This is a genomic window from Salmonella sp. SAL-020, from assembly GCF_017372215.1.
In the GTDB taxonomy this organism is placed as follows: Bacteria; Pseudomonadota; Gammaproteobacteria; order Enterobacterales; family Enterobacteriaceae; genus Salmonella; species Salmonella enterica.
Genome location: NZ_CP071690.1, coordinates 525,647 through 543,530, shown reverse-complemented (window position 1 = coordinate 543,530; position 17,884 = coordinate 525,647). Strand labels below are relative to the sequence as shown.

The 17,884-nt window shown below is 55.1% G+C and carries 14 protein-coding genes; 5 read left to right on the top strand and 9 right to left on the bottom strand.

Annotated elements, in window-relative coordinates:
* Positions 1–124: 124 nt before the first annotated feature.
* The 5 genes from gltB to J1G48_RS02530 all read left to right on the top strand — a co-directional run bounded on the left by gltB (position 125) and on the right by J1G48_RS02530 (position 9,959).
* The gene (gltB, locus tag J1G48_RS02550) at positions 125–4,585 is read left to right on the top strand and encodes a glutamate synthase large subunit (RefSeq protein WP_000965032.1); all 4,461 of its coding nucleotides are present in this window, start codon (positions 125–127) and stop codon (positions 4,583–4,585) included.
* Between the two features lie 9 nt (positions 4,586–4,594).
* On the top strand, positions 4,595–6,013 hold the full coding sequence (gltD, locus tag J1G48_RS02545; protein ID WP_000081705.1) for a glutamate synthase subunit GltD: 1,419 nt from the start codon (positions 4,595–4,597) through the stop codon (positions 6,011–6,013).
* Positions 6,014–6,219: 206 nt separating this feature from the next.
* Positions 6,220–7,323 (top strand): PDDEXK nuclease domain-containing protein, encoded by a 1,104-nt coding sequence (locus J1G48_RS02540; RefSeq protein WP_000184323.1) that lies wholly within the window; start codon positions 6,220–6,222, stop codon positions 7,321–7,323.
* A gap of 115 nt (positions 7,324–7,438) precedes the next feature.
* Positions 7,439–8,692 (top strand): cytosine permease, encoded by a 1,254-nt coding sequence (gene codB, locus J1G48_RS02535; protein WP_000076269.1) that lies wholly within the window; start codon positions 7,439–7,441, stop codon positions 8,690–8,692.
* The gene (locus J1G48_RS02530; RefSeq protein WP_001180689.1) at positions 8,679–9,959 is read left to right on the top strand and encodes a cytosine deaminase; all 1,281 of its coding nucleotides are present in this window, start codon (positions 8,679–8,681) and stop codon (positions 9,957–9,959) included. Before codB ends, J1G48_RS02530 begins: the two co-directional genes overlap by 14 nt.
* An 81-nt stretch (positions 9,960–10,040) precedes the next feature.
* On the opposite strand, the gene nanQ is transcribed toward J1G48_RS02530, so the two are convergent.
* The 9 genes from nanQ to J1G48_RS02485 form a co-directional block, all read right to left on the bottom strand.
* Positions 10,041–10,508: an N-acetylneuraminate anomerase gene (gene nanQ, locus J1G48_RS02525; RefSeq protein WP_000979905.1), complete on the bottom strand. Its 468-nt coding sequence runs from the start codon at positions 10,506–10,508 to the stop codon at positions 10,041–10,043.
* Positions 10,505–11,380 carry an N-acetylmannosamine kinase gene (gene nanK / locus J1G48_RS02520; protein ID WP_000208970.1) on the bottom strand — a complete coding sequence of 292 codons (876 nt, stop codon included), beginning with the start codon at positions 11,378–11,380 and terminating at the stop codon, positions 10,505–10,507. The genes nanQ and nanK overlap by 4 nt, the downstream gene beginning before the upstream one ends.
* On the bottom strand, positions 11,377–12,066 hold the full coding sequence (locus tag J1G48_RS02515) for an N-acetylmannosamine-6-phosphate 2-epimerase (protein WP_000054439.1): 690 nt from the start codon (positions 12,064–12,066) through the stop codon (positions 11,377–11,379). The genes nanK and J1G48_RS02515 overlap by 4 nt, the downstream gene beginning before the upstream one ends.
* Before the next feature lie 46 nt (positions 12,067–12,112).
* Positions 12,113–13,603 (bottom strand): sialic acid transporter NanT, encoded by a 1,491-nt coding sequence (nanT, locus tag J1G48_RS02510; RefSeq protein WP_000108071.1) that lies wholly within the window; start codon positions 13,601–13,603, stop codon positions 12,113–12,115.
* A gap of 115 nt (positions 13,604–13,718) precedes the next feature.
* Positions 13,719–14,612 carry an N-acetylneuraminate lyase gene (gene nanA, locus J1G48_RS02505; protein ID WP_001029665.1) on the bottom strand — a complete coding sequence of 298 codons (894 nt, stop codon included), beginning with the start codon at positions 14,610–14,612 and terminating at the stop codon, positions 13,719–13,721.
* 134 nt (positions 14,613–14,746) lie between these two features.
* Positions 14,747–15,538 (bottom strand): transcriptional regulator NanR, encoded by a 792-nt coding sequence (gene nanR / locus J1G48_RS02500; RefSeq protein WP_000382926.1) that lies wholly within the window; start codon positions 15,536–15,538, stop codon positions 14,747–14,749.
* A gap of 108 nt (positions 15,539–15,646) precedes the next feature.
* Entirely contained in the window at positions 15,647–16,147 is a 501-nt protein-coding gene (gene sspB, locus J1G48_RS02495; RefSeq protein ID WP_000366112.1) for a ClpXP protease specificity-enhancing factor, read from the bottom strand.
* 5 nt (positions 16,148–16,152) lie between these two features.
* On the bottom strand, positions 16,153–16,791 hold the full coding sequence (gene sspA / locus J1G48_RS02490; protein ID WP_000257298.1) for a stringent starvation protein SspA: 639 nt from the start codon (positions 16,789–16,791) through the stop codon (positions 16,153–16,155).
* A gap of 262 nt (positions 16,792–17,053) precedes the next feature.
* Positions 17,054–17,806 (bottom strand): DUF695 domain-containing protein, encoded by a 753-nt coding sequence (locus J1G48_RS02485; RefSeq protein ID WP_000950539.1) that lies wholly within the window; start codon positions 17,804–17,806, stop codon positions 17,054–17,056.
* Positions 17,807–17,884 lie beyond the last annotated feature (78 nt).

Here is a 17,884-nt window from a genome sequence, read left to right as displayed (position 1 = left end):
AGGACACAAAGAGGGCGAATGCGAGGTAAGCGTATGATGCGCCAGCCCCGTCGCCATGCTCTTGCTGTGCCCGCGCGCCGTCGGTTGGGAGAGCGTCCCGTAGAGCCTGGGGAGGTTCACTGATATGTTGTACGATAAATCCCTTGAGAAGGATAACTGTGGTTTCGGCCTGATCGCCCACATAGAAGGCGAACCTAGCCACAAGGTAGTGCGTACCGCCATACACGCGCTGGCCCGGATGCAGCACCGTGGCGCGATCCTTGCCGACGGTAAAACCGGCGACGGTTGCGGCTTGCTGTTACAAAAACCTGACCGTTTCTTTCGCATCGTGGCCGAAGAGCGCGGCTGGCGCTTAGCCAAAAACTACGCCGTCGGGATGATCTTTTTGAATAAAGATCCTGAACTGGCCGCCGCGTCACGCCATATTGTCGAAGAAGAATTACAGCAGGAAACCCTGTCGATTGTCGGCTGGCGCGATGTGCCCACCAATGAAGGCGTGCTCGGTGAAATCGCCCTCTCCTCCCTGCCGCGTATTGAGCAGATTTTTGTCAACGCTCCGGCGGGCTGGCGTCCGCGCGATATGGAGCGCCGTCTGTTTATCGCCCGCCGACGCATTGAAAAACGCCTGCAGAACGACAAGGATTTCTACGTATGCAGCCTGTCGAACCTGGTCAACATTTATAAAGGTCTGTGTATGCCGGCGGATCTGCCGCGTTTCTACCTGGATCTTGCGGATCTGCGTCTGGAATCGGCCATCTGTCTGTTCCACCAGCGCTTTTCCACTAACACCGTGCCGCGTTGGCCGCTGGCGCAGCCGTTCCGCTACCTGGCGCATAACGGCGAGATTAACACTATCACCGGCAACCGCCAGTGGGCGCGCGCCCGTACCTATAAATTCCAGACGCCGCTGATCCCGGATTTACAGTCCGCTGCGCCGTTTGTTAACGAAACCGGTTCGGATTCCAGCTCGCTGGACAACATGCTGGAACTGCTGCTGGCAGGCGGGATGGACATCATCCGCGCCATGCGCCTGTTGGTGCCGCCCGCCTGGCAGAACAACCCCGATATGGACCAGGATCTGCGCGCCTTCTTTGACTTTAACTCCATGCATATGGAGCCGTGGGACGGTCCGGCAGGCATCGTGATGTCCGACGGGCGCTTCGCCGCCTGTAACCTTGACCGTAACGGCCTGCGCCCGGCACGCTACGTCATTACCAAAGATAAGCTGATCACCTGCGCCTCCGAAGTCGGTATCTGGGACTATCAGCCGGATGAAGTGGTCGAGAAAGGCCGCGTCGGCCCAGGCGAGCTGATGGTGATCGACACCCGCGGCGGACGTATTCTGCATTCCGCGGAAACCGATGACGATCTGAAAAGCCGCCATCCATATAAAGAGTGGATGGAGAAAAACGTCCGCCGCCTGGTGCCGTTTGAAGAGCTGCCTGATGAAGAAGTTGGTAGCCGCGAACTGGACGATGACCTGCTCGCCAGCTATCAGAAACAGTTTAACTACAGCGCCGAAGAGCTGGACTCGGTTATCCGCGTATTGGGCGAAAACGGCCAGGAAGCCGTCGGTTCAATGGGCGACGATACCCCCTTTGCCGTGCTCTCCAGCCAGCCGCGTATTATTTACGACTACTTCCGCCAGCAGTTCGCGCAGGTCACTAACCCGCCTATCGACCCGCTGCGTGAAGCGCACGTCATGTCGCTCGCCACCAGCATCGGTCGCGAAATGAACGTCTTCTGCGAAGCGGAAGGTCAGGCCCATCGCCTGAGTTTTAAATCGCCAATTCTGCTGTACTCCGATTTCAAACAGCTCACCACCATGAAAGAGGAGCATTATCGCGCTGACCGTCTGGATATCACCTTCGACGTGACCGAAACCACACTGAACGCGACGGTTAAGGCGCTGTGCGATAAAGCGGAACAGATGGTGCGCAACGGCACCGTGCTGCTGGTCCTCTCGGATCGCAATATCGGTAAGAATCGCCTGCCGGTCCCCGCGCCGATGGCGGTGGGCGCGGTGCAAACGCGTCTGGTAGAACAAAGCCTGCGCTGCGACGCCAACATCATCGTAGAAACCGGAAGCGCCCGCGATCCGCATCACTTTGCGGTACTGCTCGGCTTTGGCGCAACGGCTATCTATCCGTACCTGGCCTACGAAACGCTGGGGCGTCTGATTGATACCCAGGCCATCGCCAAAAACTACCGTACCGTGATGCAGAACTACCGTAACGGCATCAACAAGGGGCTGTACAAGATTATGTCCAAAATGGGCATTTCGACCATTGCCTCTTACCGCTGCTCCAAACTGTTTGAAGCGGTCGGACTGCACGATGATGTGGTAAACCTGTGCTTCCAGGGCGTGGTCAGCCGTATCGGCGGCGCGAGCTTTGATGACTTCCAGCAGGATCTGCTGAATCTCTCCAAACGCGCCTGGCTGGCGCGCAAACCCATTAGCCCGGGCGGCCTGCTGAAGTACGTCCACGGCGGCGAATATCACGCCTATAACCCGGATGTCGTGCGTACCCTGCAACAGGCGGTACAGAGCGGCGAATACAGCGATTATCAGGAATACGCCAAACTGGTCAATGAGCGTCCGGCGGCAACGCTGCGCGATCTGCTGGCGATACATCCAGACGGCGAGGCGGTGACTATCGACGAGGTTGAGCCCGCCAGTGAGCTGTTTAAACGCTTTGATACCGCAGCCATGTCTATCGGCGCATTAAGTCCGGAAGCGCACGAAGCGCTGGCGGAAGCGATGAACAGCCTCGGCGGCAACTCCAACTCCGGCGAAGGCGGCGAAGACCCGGCGCGCTACGGCACCAATAAAGTGTCGCGTATCAAGCAGGTGGCTTCCGGCCGTTTTGGCGTGACGCCAGCGTACCTGGTCAATGCCGATGTGATTCAGATTAAAGTCGCGCAGGGCGCGAAACCGGGCGAAGGCGGTCAGTTGCCGGGGGATAAAGTCACTCCGTATATCGCTAAACTACGCTATTCAGTGCCGGGCGTGACGCTGATCTCCCCGCCGCCGCACCACGATATTTACTCTATCGAGGACTTAGCGCAGCTCATTTTCGACCTCAAACAGGTCAACCCGAAGGCGATGATCTCCGTGAAGCTGGTGTCCGAACCGGGCGTCGGCACCATCGCGACCGGCGTGGCGAAAGCCTATGCGGATCTGATCACTATCGCCGGCTACGACGGCGGTACCGGCGCCAGCCCGCTCTCTTCGGTGAAATATGCGGGCTGTCCGTGGGAACTCGGACTTGTTGAAACCCAGCAGGCGCTGGTCGCCAACGGTCTGCGTCACAAGATTCGTCTGCAGGTGGACGGCGGTCTGAAAACCGGCGTCGATATCATTAAAGCGGCAATTCTCGGTGCGGAAAGTTTCGGCTTCGGCACCGGCCCGATGGTGGCGCTGGGCTGTAAATACCTGCGCATTTGCCATCTGAACAACTGCGCAACCGGCGTGGCGACGCAGGATGAAAAACTGCGTAAGAACCACTATCACGGCCTGCCGTTCAAGGTAACCAACTACTTTGAATTTATCGCCCGCGAAGTGCGCGAGCTGATGGCTTCGCTTGGCGTGACCCGCCTGGTGGATTTGATTGGCCGCACCGACCTGCTGAAAGAGCTGGAGGGCTTCACCGCTAAACAGCAGAAGCTGGCGCTGTCTCGTCTACTGGAAACCGCTGAACCTCATCCGGGTAAAGCGCTGTACTGCACCGAAAATAACCCGCCGTTTGATAACGGCGTGCTGAATGCGCAACTGTTGCAGCAGGCGAAACCGTTTGTCGATGCGCGCCAGAGCAAAACCTTCTGGTTCGACATCCGCAACACCGATCGTTCCGTCGGCGCGTCGCTTTCCGGCTACATCGCACAGACCCACGGCGATCAGGGGCTGGCTTCCGATCCGATTAAAGCGCACTTCAGCGGTACCGCAGGCCAGAGCTTTGGCGTGTGGAACGCGGGCGGCGTAGAGTTATATCTGACTGGCGATGCCAACGACTATGTCGGTAAAGGTATGGCAGGCGGTTTGATCGCCATCAGACCACCGGTAGGTTCCGCCTTCCTCAGCCATAAAGCCAGCATTATCGGCAACACCTGCCTGTATGGAGCCACCGGTGGCCGTCTGTACGCGGCGGGCCGCGCGGGCGAACGTTTCGGCGTGCGTAACTCCGGGGCGATTACCGTAGTAGAGGGCATCGGCGACAACGGCTGTGAATACATGACCGGCGGCATCGTCTGCGTGCTGGGTAAAACCGGCGTTAACTTCGGCGCGGGGATGACCGGCGGCTTCGCCTATGTGCTGGACGAAGATGGCGAATTCCGTAAACGCGTGAACCCGGAACTGGTAGAAGTACTGGACGTTGATTCGCTGGCTATCCACGAAGAGCATCTGCGCGGCCTGATCACCGAGCACGTGCAGCATACTGGTTCGCAACGCGGCGAAGAGATCCTGTCCAGGTGGTCAAGCTTCTCAACCCAATTCGCGTTAGTTAAGCCCAAGTCCAGCGATGTCAAAGCCCTGTTGGGCCACCGTAGTCGTAGTGCGGCAGAATTGCGCGTGCAGGCGCAGTAAGGAATTGAAATGAGCCAGAATGTTTATCAATTTATCGACCTGCAGCGCGTTGATCCGCCGAAGAAACCGCTGAAGCTCCGTAAGATCGAGTTTGTTGAAATCTACGAACCGTTTTCTGAAGGTCAGGCGAAAGCCCAGGCGGATCGCTGTTTGTCCTGCGGGAACCCCTACTGCGAGTGGAAATGTCCGGTACATAACTACATCCCGAACTGGCTGAAACTGGCTAACGAAGGGCGTATTTTTGAGGCGGCTGAGCTATCGCACCAGACCAACACCCTGCCGGAAGTGTGTGGCCGCGTCTGCCCGCAGGACCGCCTGTGCGAAGGCTCCTGTACGCTGCACGATGAGTTCGGCGCAGTGACCATCGGTAACATTGAGCGCTATATCAACGATAAAGCGTTTGAGATGGGCTGGCGCCCGGATATGACCGGCGTACGCCAGACGGACAAACGGGTAGCGATAATCGGCGCAGGTCCGGCAGGGCTGGCGTGCGCCGACGTGCTGACCCGCAACGGCGTGAAGGCGGTGGTCTTTGATCGCCATCCGGAAATCGGTGGTCTGCTGACCTTCGGTATCCCGGCCTTCAAGCTGGAGAAAGAAGTCATGACCCGCCGCCGTGAGATCTTCACCGGCATGGGTATTGAGTTCAAACTTAATACCGAAGTGGGTCGTGATGTACAGCTTGAAGATCTGCTGAAAGATTACGATGCGGTATTCCTTGGCGTCGGCACCTATCAGTCGATGCGCGGCGGGCTGGAAAATGAAGATGCGGACGGGGTTTTCGACGCTCTGCCGTTCCTGATCGCCAATACGAAGCAGATCATGGGGTTTGGCGAAACCAGCGACGAACCATATGTCAGCATGGAAGGCAAACGCGTGGTGGTGCTGGGCGGCGGCGATACCGCAATGGACTGCGTACGTACCTCCATTCGTCAGGGCGCAACGCACGTAACCTGTGCTTATCGTCGTGATGAAGAGAACATGCCGGGCTCCAGACGCGAAGTGAAGAACGCGCGCGAGGAAGGTGTCGAATTTCAGTTTAACGTTCAACCGCTGGGCATTGAAGTCAATGCCAACGGCAAAGTGAGCGGCGTAAAAATGGTGCGCACTGAAATGGGCGAACCGGATGCCAAAGGCCGTCGGCGGGCAGAGATCGTCGCCGGTTCCGAGCATGTGGTTCCGGCTGATGCGGTGGTGATGGCGTTTGGTTTTCGTCCACACAGCATGGAATGGCTGGCGAAACACAGCGTGGAACTGGACTCGCAGGGACGAATTATCGCGCCGGAACGCAGCGATAATGCTTTCCAGACCAGCAACCCGAAAATCTTCGCCGGTGGCGACATCGTGCGCGGTTCCGATCTGGTGGTGACGGCGATTGCCGAAGGCCGTAAAGCGGCTGACGGGATTATGAACTACCTCGAAGTATAACCCTTCCGGCTCCCCGCTTACTGCCTTGGCTGATGGCTGGGGAGCCGATATTCCTCTCCTCAATATCTCTCCTGCCGATTCTGGAAACCCGCTCGTAAATCGAGATGTAATGCCATGTAAAATCCGTTCATGGATTGATCCGTTTACGCCTGAAGCGTATTGATAGCGTTCTAATTTCACAATAAAACTATCACGTAAGGGATGACATGACGAATCCAACTTTAGTGCCACAGTCTGATGAATATCAGCAAATTCATGACGGTATTATTCGTCTGGTCGATACGGCACGTACCGAGACCGTGCGCAGCATCAATGCCATTATGACTGCCACCTACTGGGAAATTGGCCGACGCATTGTCGAATTTGAACAGGGAGGAGAAGCGCGAGCGGCCTATGGTACTCAGCTTATCGAACGATTATCGGTAGATTTAAGTCAGCGCTATAAGCGCGGTTTTTCCACCAGAAACCTATGGCAAATTCGTACATTTTATCTTTGTTTTCAACACATTGAAATTCCGCAGACACTGTCTGCGGAATTTTCAAATCTCATACCGCTCGCCAAAACATTCCCTCTTCCCTGGTCAGCGTATGTCCGCCTCTTGTCGGTAAAAAATCCCGATGCCCGCACTTTTTACGAGAAAGAGACGCTACGTAACGGCTGGTCAGTTAGGCAGCTCGATCGGCAAATCGCCACTCAGTTTTACGAACGAACGCTACTGTCCCACGACAAATCCGCCATGTTGCAGCAGCCTGCACCCGCCGAGCCAAACGTTTTGCCGGAGCAAGCCATACGCGACCCGTTCATTCTGGAATTTCTTAACCTGAAGGACGAGTATTCCGAATCAGATCTCGAAGACGCGCTGCTCAGCCACCTGATGGACTTTATGCTGGAGCTCGGTAACGATTTTGCTTTTGTTGGCCGCCAACGCCGACTACGCATAGACGATAGCTGGTTCCGCGTCGATCTGCTGTTCTTCCATCGTCGCTTGCGCTGCCTGTTGCTCGTTGACCTGAAAGTAGGCAAATTCGGTTATGCGGATGCCGGGCAGATGAATATGTACCTGAACTATGCCAAAGAGCACTGGACAATGCCCGGAGAAAACCCGCCAGTCGGCCTGGTTTTGTGCGCAGGGAAAGGCGCGGGGGAAGCGCATTACGCGCTGACTGGCCTGCCAAACACCATCATGGCGAGCGAGTACAAAGTGCAGTTGCCCGACGAAAAATTACTCACAGACGAACTTATTCGTTCGCAAACCATGCTGGAAACTCAACTCACACGCGGTGGTTCACTGACAACGGAGAAAAACTAACGAACCATTAATATCATGAATAATTATCAAAAAAATATCATACGAAAACGTTTGCTTTATTCTGAGAACTGTATATTATGCGGCGGATTTTTTGGGCAAAATTCATGGAGGCGTTGTGTCGCAGGACAACAATTATAGCCAGGGCCCCGTCCCTCTGGCGGCGCGGAAGGGCGTGATTCCACTGACGTTTGTCATGTTGGGTTTAACGTTTTTTTCCGCCAGTATGTGGACCGGAGGGACACTCGGCACCGGTCTTACCTATCACGATTTCTTCCTCGCAGTTCTCTTCGGTAATCTCCTCCTCGGTATCTACACTGCATTTCTTGGTTACATCGGCGCAAAAACCGGACTCTCCACCCACCTCCTTGCACGTTACTCCTTTGGCGTTAAAGGATCATGGCTTCCCTCGCTGCTGCTAGGCGGCACACAGGTAGGCTGGTTTGGCGTTGGCGTAGCGATGTTCGCTATTCCGGTCAGTAAAGCGACGGGCATTGATGCCAATATTCTGATTGCCATTTCGGGTCTACTGATGACCCTGACCATTTTTTTCGGCATCTCGGCGTTGACCATTTTGTCTATCATTGCCGTACCCGCGATCGTTATACTGGGCAGCTACTCCGTCTGGCTGGCGGTCAGCGGCGTGGGTGGGCTGGAGCATTTAAAAACGATAGTGCCGCAGACGCCGCTGGATTTTTCCAGCGCGCTGGCGCTGGTGGTGGGCTCGTTTGTCAGCGCCGGTACATTGACCGCCGACTTCGTCCGCTTCGGGCGTCATGCCAAAAGCGCCGTACTGATTGCGATGGTCGCTTTTTTCCTCGGCAACTCGCTGATGTTTATCTTTGGCGCGGCAGGCGCTGCCGCCGTCGGTCAGGCGGATATCTCTGACGTGATGATAGCGCAGGGGCTGCTGCTGCCCGCGATTGTGGTGCTTGGCCTGAATATCTGGACCACCAACGATAACGCGCTGTACGCATCGGGTCTGGGCTTCGCCAATATTACCGGTCTTTCCAGCCGTACGCTGTCGGTGGTGAACGGGATTATCGGTACCGTGTGCGCGCTGTGGCTTTACAATAATTTTGTCGGCTGGCTGACGTTCCTGTCATCTGCCATCCCACCGATTGGCGGAGTGATTATTGCCGACTATCTGTTGAACCGCCGCCGCTATGCCGACTTCAACACCGTGCGCTTTATTCCCGTTAACTGGATTGCTATTCTTTCCGTCGCGCTGGGCATCGCCGCCGGACATTATGTTCCGGGTATTGTGCCCGTCAACGCCGTACTCGGCGGCGTCTTCAGCTATATCCTGCTGAATCCACTTTTCAACCGCAGCCTTGCTAAATCACCAGAGGTCAGCCATGCAGAACAATAACATCACTATTCGTCAGACGCGTCTGCAGGGACACGAAGGATTATGGCAGATTACGATTGAAAACGGGCGCTTTAGCCGGATTGAGCCTCAGGAAGCCGCATCGTTACCGCAGGGCGAAGTGCTTGATGCCGAAGGCGGCCTGGCTATTCCACCGTTTGTTGAGCCACATATCCACCTGGATACCACGCAAACGGCGGGTGAACCGAGCTGGAACCAGTCCGGCACACTGTTTGAAGGGATTGAGCGCTGGGCAGAACGTAAAGCAATGCTCACGCATGAAGATGTGAAAGCGCGCGCGATGCAGACCCTGAAATGGCAGATGGCTAACGGCATCCAGTACGTTCGTACTCACGTTGACGTTTCAGATCCTACGCTCACCGCGCTGAAAGCCATGCTGGAAGTGAAGCAAGAGGTTGCGCCGTGGGTAGACCTGCAAATTGTCGCCTTTCCGCAAGAAGGTATTCTGTCTTATCCCAACGGTGAAGCGCTGTTAGAGGAAGCCGTGCGTTTGGGCGTTGACGTTATTGGCGCCATTCCGCACTTTGAATTTACGCGTGAATATGGCGTTGAATCGCTGCACAAAACCTTCGCCCTGGCGCAAAAATACGATCGCTTGATCGATGTGCACTGCGACGAAATTGATGACGAGCAGTCTCGCTTTGTCGAAACGGTCGCGGCGCTGGCGCATCGCGATGGCATGGGGGCGCGCGTGACCGCCAGCCACACCACGGCTATGCACTCGTACAACGGCGCGTATGCGTCACGCCTGTTCCGTCTGTTGAAAATGTCGGGGATTAACTTCGTCGCCAACCCGCTGGTGAATATTCATCTGCAAGGACGGTTTGACACTTACCCGAAACGTCGTGGCGTCACGCGAGTGAAAGAGATGCTGGAAGCGGGGATCAACGTCTGCTTTGGCCATGATGACGTCTTCGATCCGTGGTATCCATTAGGCACGGCAAATATGCTGCAGGTGCTGCATATGGGGTTACACGTTTGCCAGTTGATGGGGTATGGGCAAATCAACGACGGGTTAAATCTGATCACTACCCACAGCGCAAAAACCCTGCATTTACAGGACTACGGTCTGAGCGTCGGCAATGCCGCGAATCTGGTTATCTTACCCGCTGAGAATGGATTCGATGCGGTACGTCGCCAGACGCCTGCGCGTTACTCGATTCGCCACGGGCGAGTGATTGCCGAGACGGTGCCGAGCCAGACGACGCTGCACCTGACCCAGCCGGAAGCCGTGACGTTTAAGCGTTAACCCGTCATACCCGCGCTCTCCGGCACATTCACCACGCAGCCCGTAAGGGGCTGCGTTCGGAAGACTGCTCCGGCAAGAGATTCAGGCCGCCAGCAGACTGGCGCGTACTTTCACTACCACTTTCTTGATGTCATCCGGCTCACCCACTGCACATCCCGGTTTATGCGGTTCTCCTGGCATAAACACAGCAAACATCCCCGCTTGCAGCGTAATAGTCTGCTCGTCGACAATTTGACTACAAAGCTGGTAATCCTCTTCAACGTGCATCTCCTCGCACTGGCGAGCGGCACCGGACATCCCAAACGCAATACGCTCGACGCCGGTTAGTAGTAGCTGAATATCAATGTATTGTTCATGCAATTCCGCTTTCTTCTCGGCCGGCATTTGCGTCGTTAACTGCATTACATTCATAAAGACATTGTCGCCCTGCAATTCATAGCGCCCCGGCGCTTTCTCCTGCGGCCTTGCCGCCAGCGCGAGAGTCAAGGCATCCAACAATCGCGGATGCAACCCGCAAGAAGGCAACGACTGTACTTCCCCCATCATCATAATGTGTCTCCTTGAGCTAACAACGCAGCGCCTAATAATCCTGCGTCATGCCGATAGCGAGCGGCGCTCAGCGCCACGTGATAAGGCGCAGGCTCTTGCATCAAAAACGCGCGAACCTGCTCCAGGTATCCCTCAGCTAACCCTACGCTGCCGCCAATGACCACACACTGGCAGTCGGTAGTCGCTTTCACATCGGCGATCATTCGCGCTATTACCTGCGCGGATTGGCTTACCAGATGTCGCGCCTGCTGATGACCTTCGCCAGCGCGAATAAATAGGGTTTTGGCGTCGCATCCCGCCAGATCGTCCCGCGCCGCCGCGGCCATCCCTCGTCCAGAGGCGATGGCCTCTACGCAGCCAACGCGTCCACAGCCGCATACGGGCCCGTGTGGGTCCGCCAGGGTGTGTCCCAGGTGCCCGGCCAGACCGCCTTTTCCGGTAAGGAGCTTGCCGTCGCAGACAACGCCGCCGCCAACGCCGGTTGAAACGGTGATAAATACCATATCGCGGATATCATCAGGGAGCGCGTGATACTCCGCCCAGGCCGCCGCCTGCGCGTCGTTCACCGCCAGCGTCGGCAGGCCAGCGATCGTTTCCAGTGTTTGTACTAACGGAAAGTGTAGCAATCCGCCCAGATTATGGGGGTTTAGCGCCAGCAGCATCCCTTCCTGAATGATCCCGGTAGAAGCTATCGCTACCTGACGCGCCTCTGCCCGTAGTGGTTCAACCAGCGCCTTTAATGCTTCACGTAACGCATCCGGCGTTTTGCTCGCGGGGGTCGGTAGCTCGCGACGCTGGCTAATGCGCAAGTTTTTGTCGATGAGCGCGGCGGCAAGTTTAGTACCGCCAATATCGATTGCTAACGTAGTCATGACGCCGCCTTTTTTAATGCGTCGTTATACCATCCACAGATATGTTCCAGACGGGTAATGGCGGACCCCACCGTCACCGCCCATGCGCCATAGCGGATCGCCTCCGCTGCCAGTGCTGGCGAGTTATAGCGCCCTTCGGCTATTACCCGGCATCCGGCGTCATGCAACGCTTTGACTAAGGGCAGATCGGGTTCCTCCGGCGTATCGGGGGTGGTGTAGCCGGACATTGTCGTGCCGATAATGTCCGCGCCCAACCGTTGACAGGCGAGACCATCGTCCACGGATGAGCAGTCGGCCATCGCCAGTAGATGGTGGTGATGAATGCGCGCCAACAACGCCTCAACGGCTACCGGCCGTTGCCGAGCGGTTCCATCAACGGCGATAATAGCTGCTCCGGCCTGTGCCAGCGCATCTACATCGTCGAGAAAAGGGGTAATGCGCACTGGAGAGTCGTCCAGATCGCGTTTGATAATGCCGATAATGGGTACCGAAACGAGCGAGCGGGTCATACGCAGGTTGTCTATGCCTTCAATACGCACCGCAACCGCGCCCGCCTGTTCCGCTGCCAACGCCATTGCCGCTACAATCTCCGGCTTATCCAGCGGACTGCCCGGAACGGGCTGGCAGGAGACAATCAGGCCGCCAGAAGCGGCAATATTTTTATCCAGTTGTTCAAGTAACGACATACTACTCCCTTACAAATATTGCCCGGTTGAAAACCGGGCAAGCGGATTAACTTTTCGTTTTTACAAAGGCACCTTTACCACTGCCAAGCGGTACGGCTCCGCTGAACGGTTTGTCGTCAATAGCATCGTGGGTGCGTAACGCTTCCGGACGTAGCCAACGCTGTACGCGAGACGGCATATCAAGCCCAATAAGCAGGATCACGACAAACGTCAGGCTGAAAGAGAGCGATGCCAGCGCAGTGCCCAAATCCAGACGTTGAGCGATCAGCGCTCCCAGGATCGGCGCCAGCGCGCCGCCGAGCGCGCCGACGTTATAAGTAAAGCCCAGCCCCGCCGCGCGCTGATCGGTATCGAAGTAACCGCCGATCAGTTTCGGTAGAATCCCGGCAATCCCCTGCCCCAACATCTGTTGGAAAAACAGTAGCAGACCCAGAACCCAGACGTTTGTGCCGCCAATCGCAAAGACCGGAATAATGAGGATTTGCGAGGCCAGCAGGCTACAGACATATGCTTTACGCGTTCCCAGCCAGTCGCCAAGAAAACCGCCTACGCAGCAACCAACCGCCGCGCCAAATCCGCTAAAGAACAGGACATTCGCCACCGTATGCGGATCGTAGGCCAGCTCGGTTTTCAGATAAGTGGGTAATAGCGCCTGAATCGGCCAGGAATAGAGGAAAGCAAACAGTACCACCAGCATCAGCATGACGCCAGTGGGCCAGCGTTTACCGCTGCTCTGCACCATAAAGCTGATAAAGATAACCGCGCACAGTAGTCCCAGCCCCGCCACAATCGCAGCATTTTGTAGGTTACCGGCAAAACAGAACCACAGCGCAGCGGCGGCGGCGAAAGTCATTAAAATGTTGATGATGCGATGCTCGCCCCGATAAAGAATGTCGACCATCGTGCGTACCGGCGCTTTACCCGCGTGTTTCTCTTTCCAGTCTTCCGCTTCCGGAATGTTTTTCCGCAGCCAGAGAGCGAAGATAATTGGCAAAATGCCAATGAAAAACAGCGCGCGCCAGCCCCAGACAGGCACCACCAGGCTGTACACCTGCGCGGCAACGACCGCGCCGACGGAGAAGCCGGAAATCAGAAAACCGCTGGCTTTATTGCGTAAATGTTTTGGCCAGCTTTCAATCACATAGGTCGCGCTGGAACCATATTCGCCCGCCATGCCCATACCAATCACCAGTCGGGCGATGAACATGGTGGTGTAACCGGGCGCAAACCCGCATGCCAGGGTTCCCACCGAAAACAGAATGATGCTGCTGACCATCGCCAGACGACGCCCATAGCGATCGCCCATCGCGCCCAGTAATAACCCGCCGAACCAGCGAGAGATAAAAGCCGCAGAAATCAGGCTTGCCGCCTGTACCGTCGTCAGCCCAAATTCGCTTTGTACCTCAGTCAGTACAAGAGCAATCAACACAAAATCAAAACCATCAAGCAGATATCCCAGCCAGGCAGCGGAAAATGCCCGCCACTGCGCCCGGTTGAGATGGCGATACCACGGGATGTTCTGGGTAGAAGTACTCATTTTACTCTCCCGACGATTTTTGTTGTCGTTATGCCGAATGGCGGCTCCGCCTTATCCGGCCTACTGTTCGCACTGTTGTAGGCCGGGCAAGCGTAGCGCCCCCGGCATTATGCTGTTACGCCTTTTCTTCCATCAGTTGTTGAGCCAGCGCCTTGAGCGCCGGCAGGTATTTTTCATCAACAGGCGCAAACGGTTTACGACACAGCGGCACCGATAGCACGTCCATATAATGCAGGACCGTTTTCAGGCCGCGGAATACGCCGGTTTTAATCAGTAAATCAATAACCTTATTGCACTCGGTTTGCAGGCGCTGCGCTTTCGCCACATCGCCCTCACGTAATGCCTGAACAATCCCCTGATAACGCCAGCCCATAATGTTGTATGTGCTGCCGATACCGCCGTCCGCGCCCGCCAGCAGACCGGAAGCGAAGATTTCGTCATAACCGTTGTACAGCACCAGATCCGGATGCGCGCGGCGGATCTGCTCCATCTGGAAGAGATCGCCGGAGGTTTGCTTCAGCGCGCTCACGCCCGGTAATGTCACCAGCGTATTGATCTGATCGAGGGTAAGTTTTACGCCGCTTAACGCCGGAATGTTGTATACCACCATCGGCAATCCATCTGCGGAATCAATGATTGCCCGATAATGGTCACAGTGCTCTTCAAAACTGAAAGGGTAATAAAAAGGCGTCACCGCAGAGACCGCATCAAAACCGTAACGCTTTGCGGCGCTGGCAAGCTGCTGGCTTTCTGCGGTGCTTACTGTCCCGACATGGGCGATCAACGTGATTTTTCCCTTCGCCTCTTCGGCGACAATCTCCAGTACCTGCTCTCTTTCAGCAAGGCTCTGTACGAATGCTTCCCCGGTGGAACCGCCAACGTACAGCCCGTCGATACCCTGCCCAATGTTAAAACGCACCAGACGGCGCAGGCTTTCGCTATCCAGTTGCTGCTGATGATCAAATGGGGTCAACAACGCCGCCATTACGCCTTGCAATGCTTTTGCCATACCTACCTCTACGGATGATGAATATATTAACTACCTACCTTTATACCTGTTATACCAGATCAAATAAGCAGCAAATAATACAGAACGCTTATAGTGCGATCTGCTTCACTAAACCGGGATCGGAGGTGCGATCGCTACCGCATTTTTTGACTTTTTTTACCGAGTGCGTGCCAGGTAGCGGAAACGCTATTGAGGTGGGTTTGCAGAGCGCGATCCGCTTTATCGGGATCTCGCTGGCGAATGGCATCAACAATCACAATATGCTGTTGATAACTCACGTTATTATGTTCATGCAGCTCACGATCGGGAACGCTTGGGCGAGCGGCGATTAGCCAGTCCAGCAGAGCAACATGAATAGCCATAAAGATCGGATTGCCGGGAATTTCAGCCAACACCCGGTGAAACTCGACATCCGAACGAATAAACAGCGCGTTGTCATCCAGCGACTGGCTATTAATTTCCAGCGCTTTCGTTAACAACGCGATCTGCTCGTCGGTGGCATGTTCCGCCGCATAGCGTACCAGGCTGGATTCAAAGAAAAGCCGTAGCTGTTCAAAGTGAGCGATGCCGCCAGGATGAGTAAGAAAATCTTTCGCCATACCCGACAGTTCGCTGATGATGGTATCAGCAGAGGGGCGCGAGACGCGGGCGCGTTCGCCGTTATTGATTTGCACCAGACCTTTACGCTTCAGCGCAGCTAACGCTTCACGCACGGAGGGACGTCCCACATTGAAGAAGGCCATTAATTCACGTTCAGACGGTAGCTGTTCTCCCTCGCCAAACTCATGACGGCGGATCATCTGCTCCAGCTCTTCCTCAACCATTTCAGACAGTTTTTTACGCGCCAGCGGGCGGCGGCGCAAACTACGCCCGAGGGATGTCGGTGAATCTTCTGCTTGCGAATCAAATGCGTTCATAACGTCCATTCATGAGTGGTCGGTGGCAAATAATAGCAAGCTTATCGTAACACAGCTTCAAAAGCAGGGTGAACCCGCGAGGAGGCCAAACAAAACAGGCCCTTCAGGGCCTGTTGATTATTTTACTACGCGCAGTGCCGGACGTCCGCCACGCGGCGGAGGCGGCTCGTCATCAGGACTACTGTCGTCATCGTGGTCGGGCTTATCGCCATCAATGACGGACATCACGGTCTCGCTTTCCGCGCCTGCGGTATTGTCATCATCATTTAAGCTGACAACGTCTTCATCATAGGCGGCTTCAGGCTCAAACATGGTGCCTGCGCCGTTTTCACGGGCGTAAATCGCCAGCACCGCAGCCAAAGGCACAGAAACCTGACGGGGAACGCCGCCGAAGCGCGCATTAAAACGCACTTCATCATTAGACAGCTCCAGATTACCTACCGCCCGCGGCGCAATATTGAGGACGATTTGCCCATCGCGCGCATATTCCATAGGGACATGCACGCCAGGCAGCATCACATCCACCACCAGATGCGGAGTCAACTGGTTATCCAGCAACCACTCGTAGAAAGCACGCAACAGATAGGGACGACGCGGCGTCAACTGTGACAAATCCATACAGGTTAACCCCGACCGAGGCGCATTTCACGTTCAGCTTCGGTTAAAGAAGCCAGGAAAGAATCACGTTCAAAGACGCGGGTCATATAGCCTTTCAGCTCTTTCGCCCCTGCGCCGCTGAATTCAATACCCAACTGCGGTAAACGCCACAAGAGAGGCGCCAGGTAGCAATCAACCAGGCTGAATTCGTCGCTCAGGAAATACGGTTTCTGACCAAATACCGGCGCAATCGCCAGCAGCTCTTCACGCAGTTGTTTACGCGCAGAGTCGGCCTCGGAAGCAGACCCGTTTACGATGACGTTCATCAGCGTATACCAGTCTTTTTCAATACGGTGCATGTACAGACGGCTTTCACCGCGCGCGACCGGATAAACCGGCATCAGCGGCGGATGAGGGAAACGCTCATCCAGATATTCCATAATGATGCGAGATTCCCACAGGGTCAGCTCACGATCCACCAGTGTCGGAACGCTTTGATTCGGGTTGAGGTCAATCAGATCCTGAGGTGGATTGTCCTTTTCCACATGTTCGATCTCAAAACTAACACCCTTTTCAGCCAACACAATGCGGACCTGATGGCTATAGATGTCAGTAGGACCAGAAAACAGCGTCATTACCGAACGTTTGTTGGCAGCGACAGCCATGAAAACCTCCAGGTATATTCAGAATTTTTACTGCTACCAGCCACAATGTGACCAGCCAGATGTTATGTCACCCAGGGCGAAAAAAGCCATCATTGCTCAGAAACGAGACAAAAAATGAACATTCCCCGCTATTTGGGCAGAAAATTGGATGATAGTTTACCAGATTTTGTGACCTTTGTGGTGAGTCGATTCTGGAAATGAGGAAAAAGAGATATTCCTGGTCTGAAATGCTCGCCCCACCTGAGATATTGTCTTTCGCCTGTTATGCCTGTACTACCGGTGCGCCCCAGCCATCAAAACTGCCGCCATGTTTTTCAGCCAGATCGGTAAGCTGGCAAGTGATTTCTGTCATATGCCATTGTTGCGGAGCATCGGTGCTGATAAAAGACGCCATAAACCCCTGTTGCGGGTCATTCATTCGAATACTGACCAGCGTTATGCCATACGGTAATGCAGCAATATCTTGCGCCAAGTCGCGCGCTGCGACCTCTGTAGGCAATGTCGCATAATAATCAATAGCGCGCGGAAGCGTCAGATCATCACCTTGTTCCTGTAATCCCCGGCACACACGGGAATCGTGTATCCAGTTCCAGTCGTATCGGGTTGGATACAAGAACTGGCGGTAAAAGTTTCCTTTATCATTGTGACTCTCTCTATAACTAAAAGAGATTTCCGGGCCACCAGCGAGCAATTTATCCAGCGTCTTTTCCCAGTTAAGATCCTCTTCCGACATGAACACAAAATCGCGCCAGCCTTGTTGGGTAACCACACCCACCAGCCAGATCGGAAACGTCTTCCCCTTTTCATCAAGCCAGTCCTCTATACGATTTAAACGCTGTGTTTCATCGGGCTGCGGTAAACCATTTTCATAACAGTTGGTGTAATGAACACGTAAGAACCCGGTATGGATAAGGCGATCAAATTTTTCATCCTGAATGGCGCCGATATCCACACGTATACCCGTAACATGGTCATCCACCGTTGTTATAAAGAATTCCCATTTATTCGACAGCATTAACGACTCTTTCTTAGTAAACAATGAGTTAAAAAATCCCACTGCGACTTCCTTTTCTCTGAGCGTGCATGAAAGATG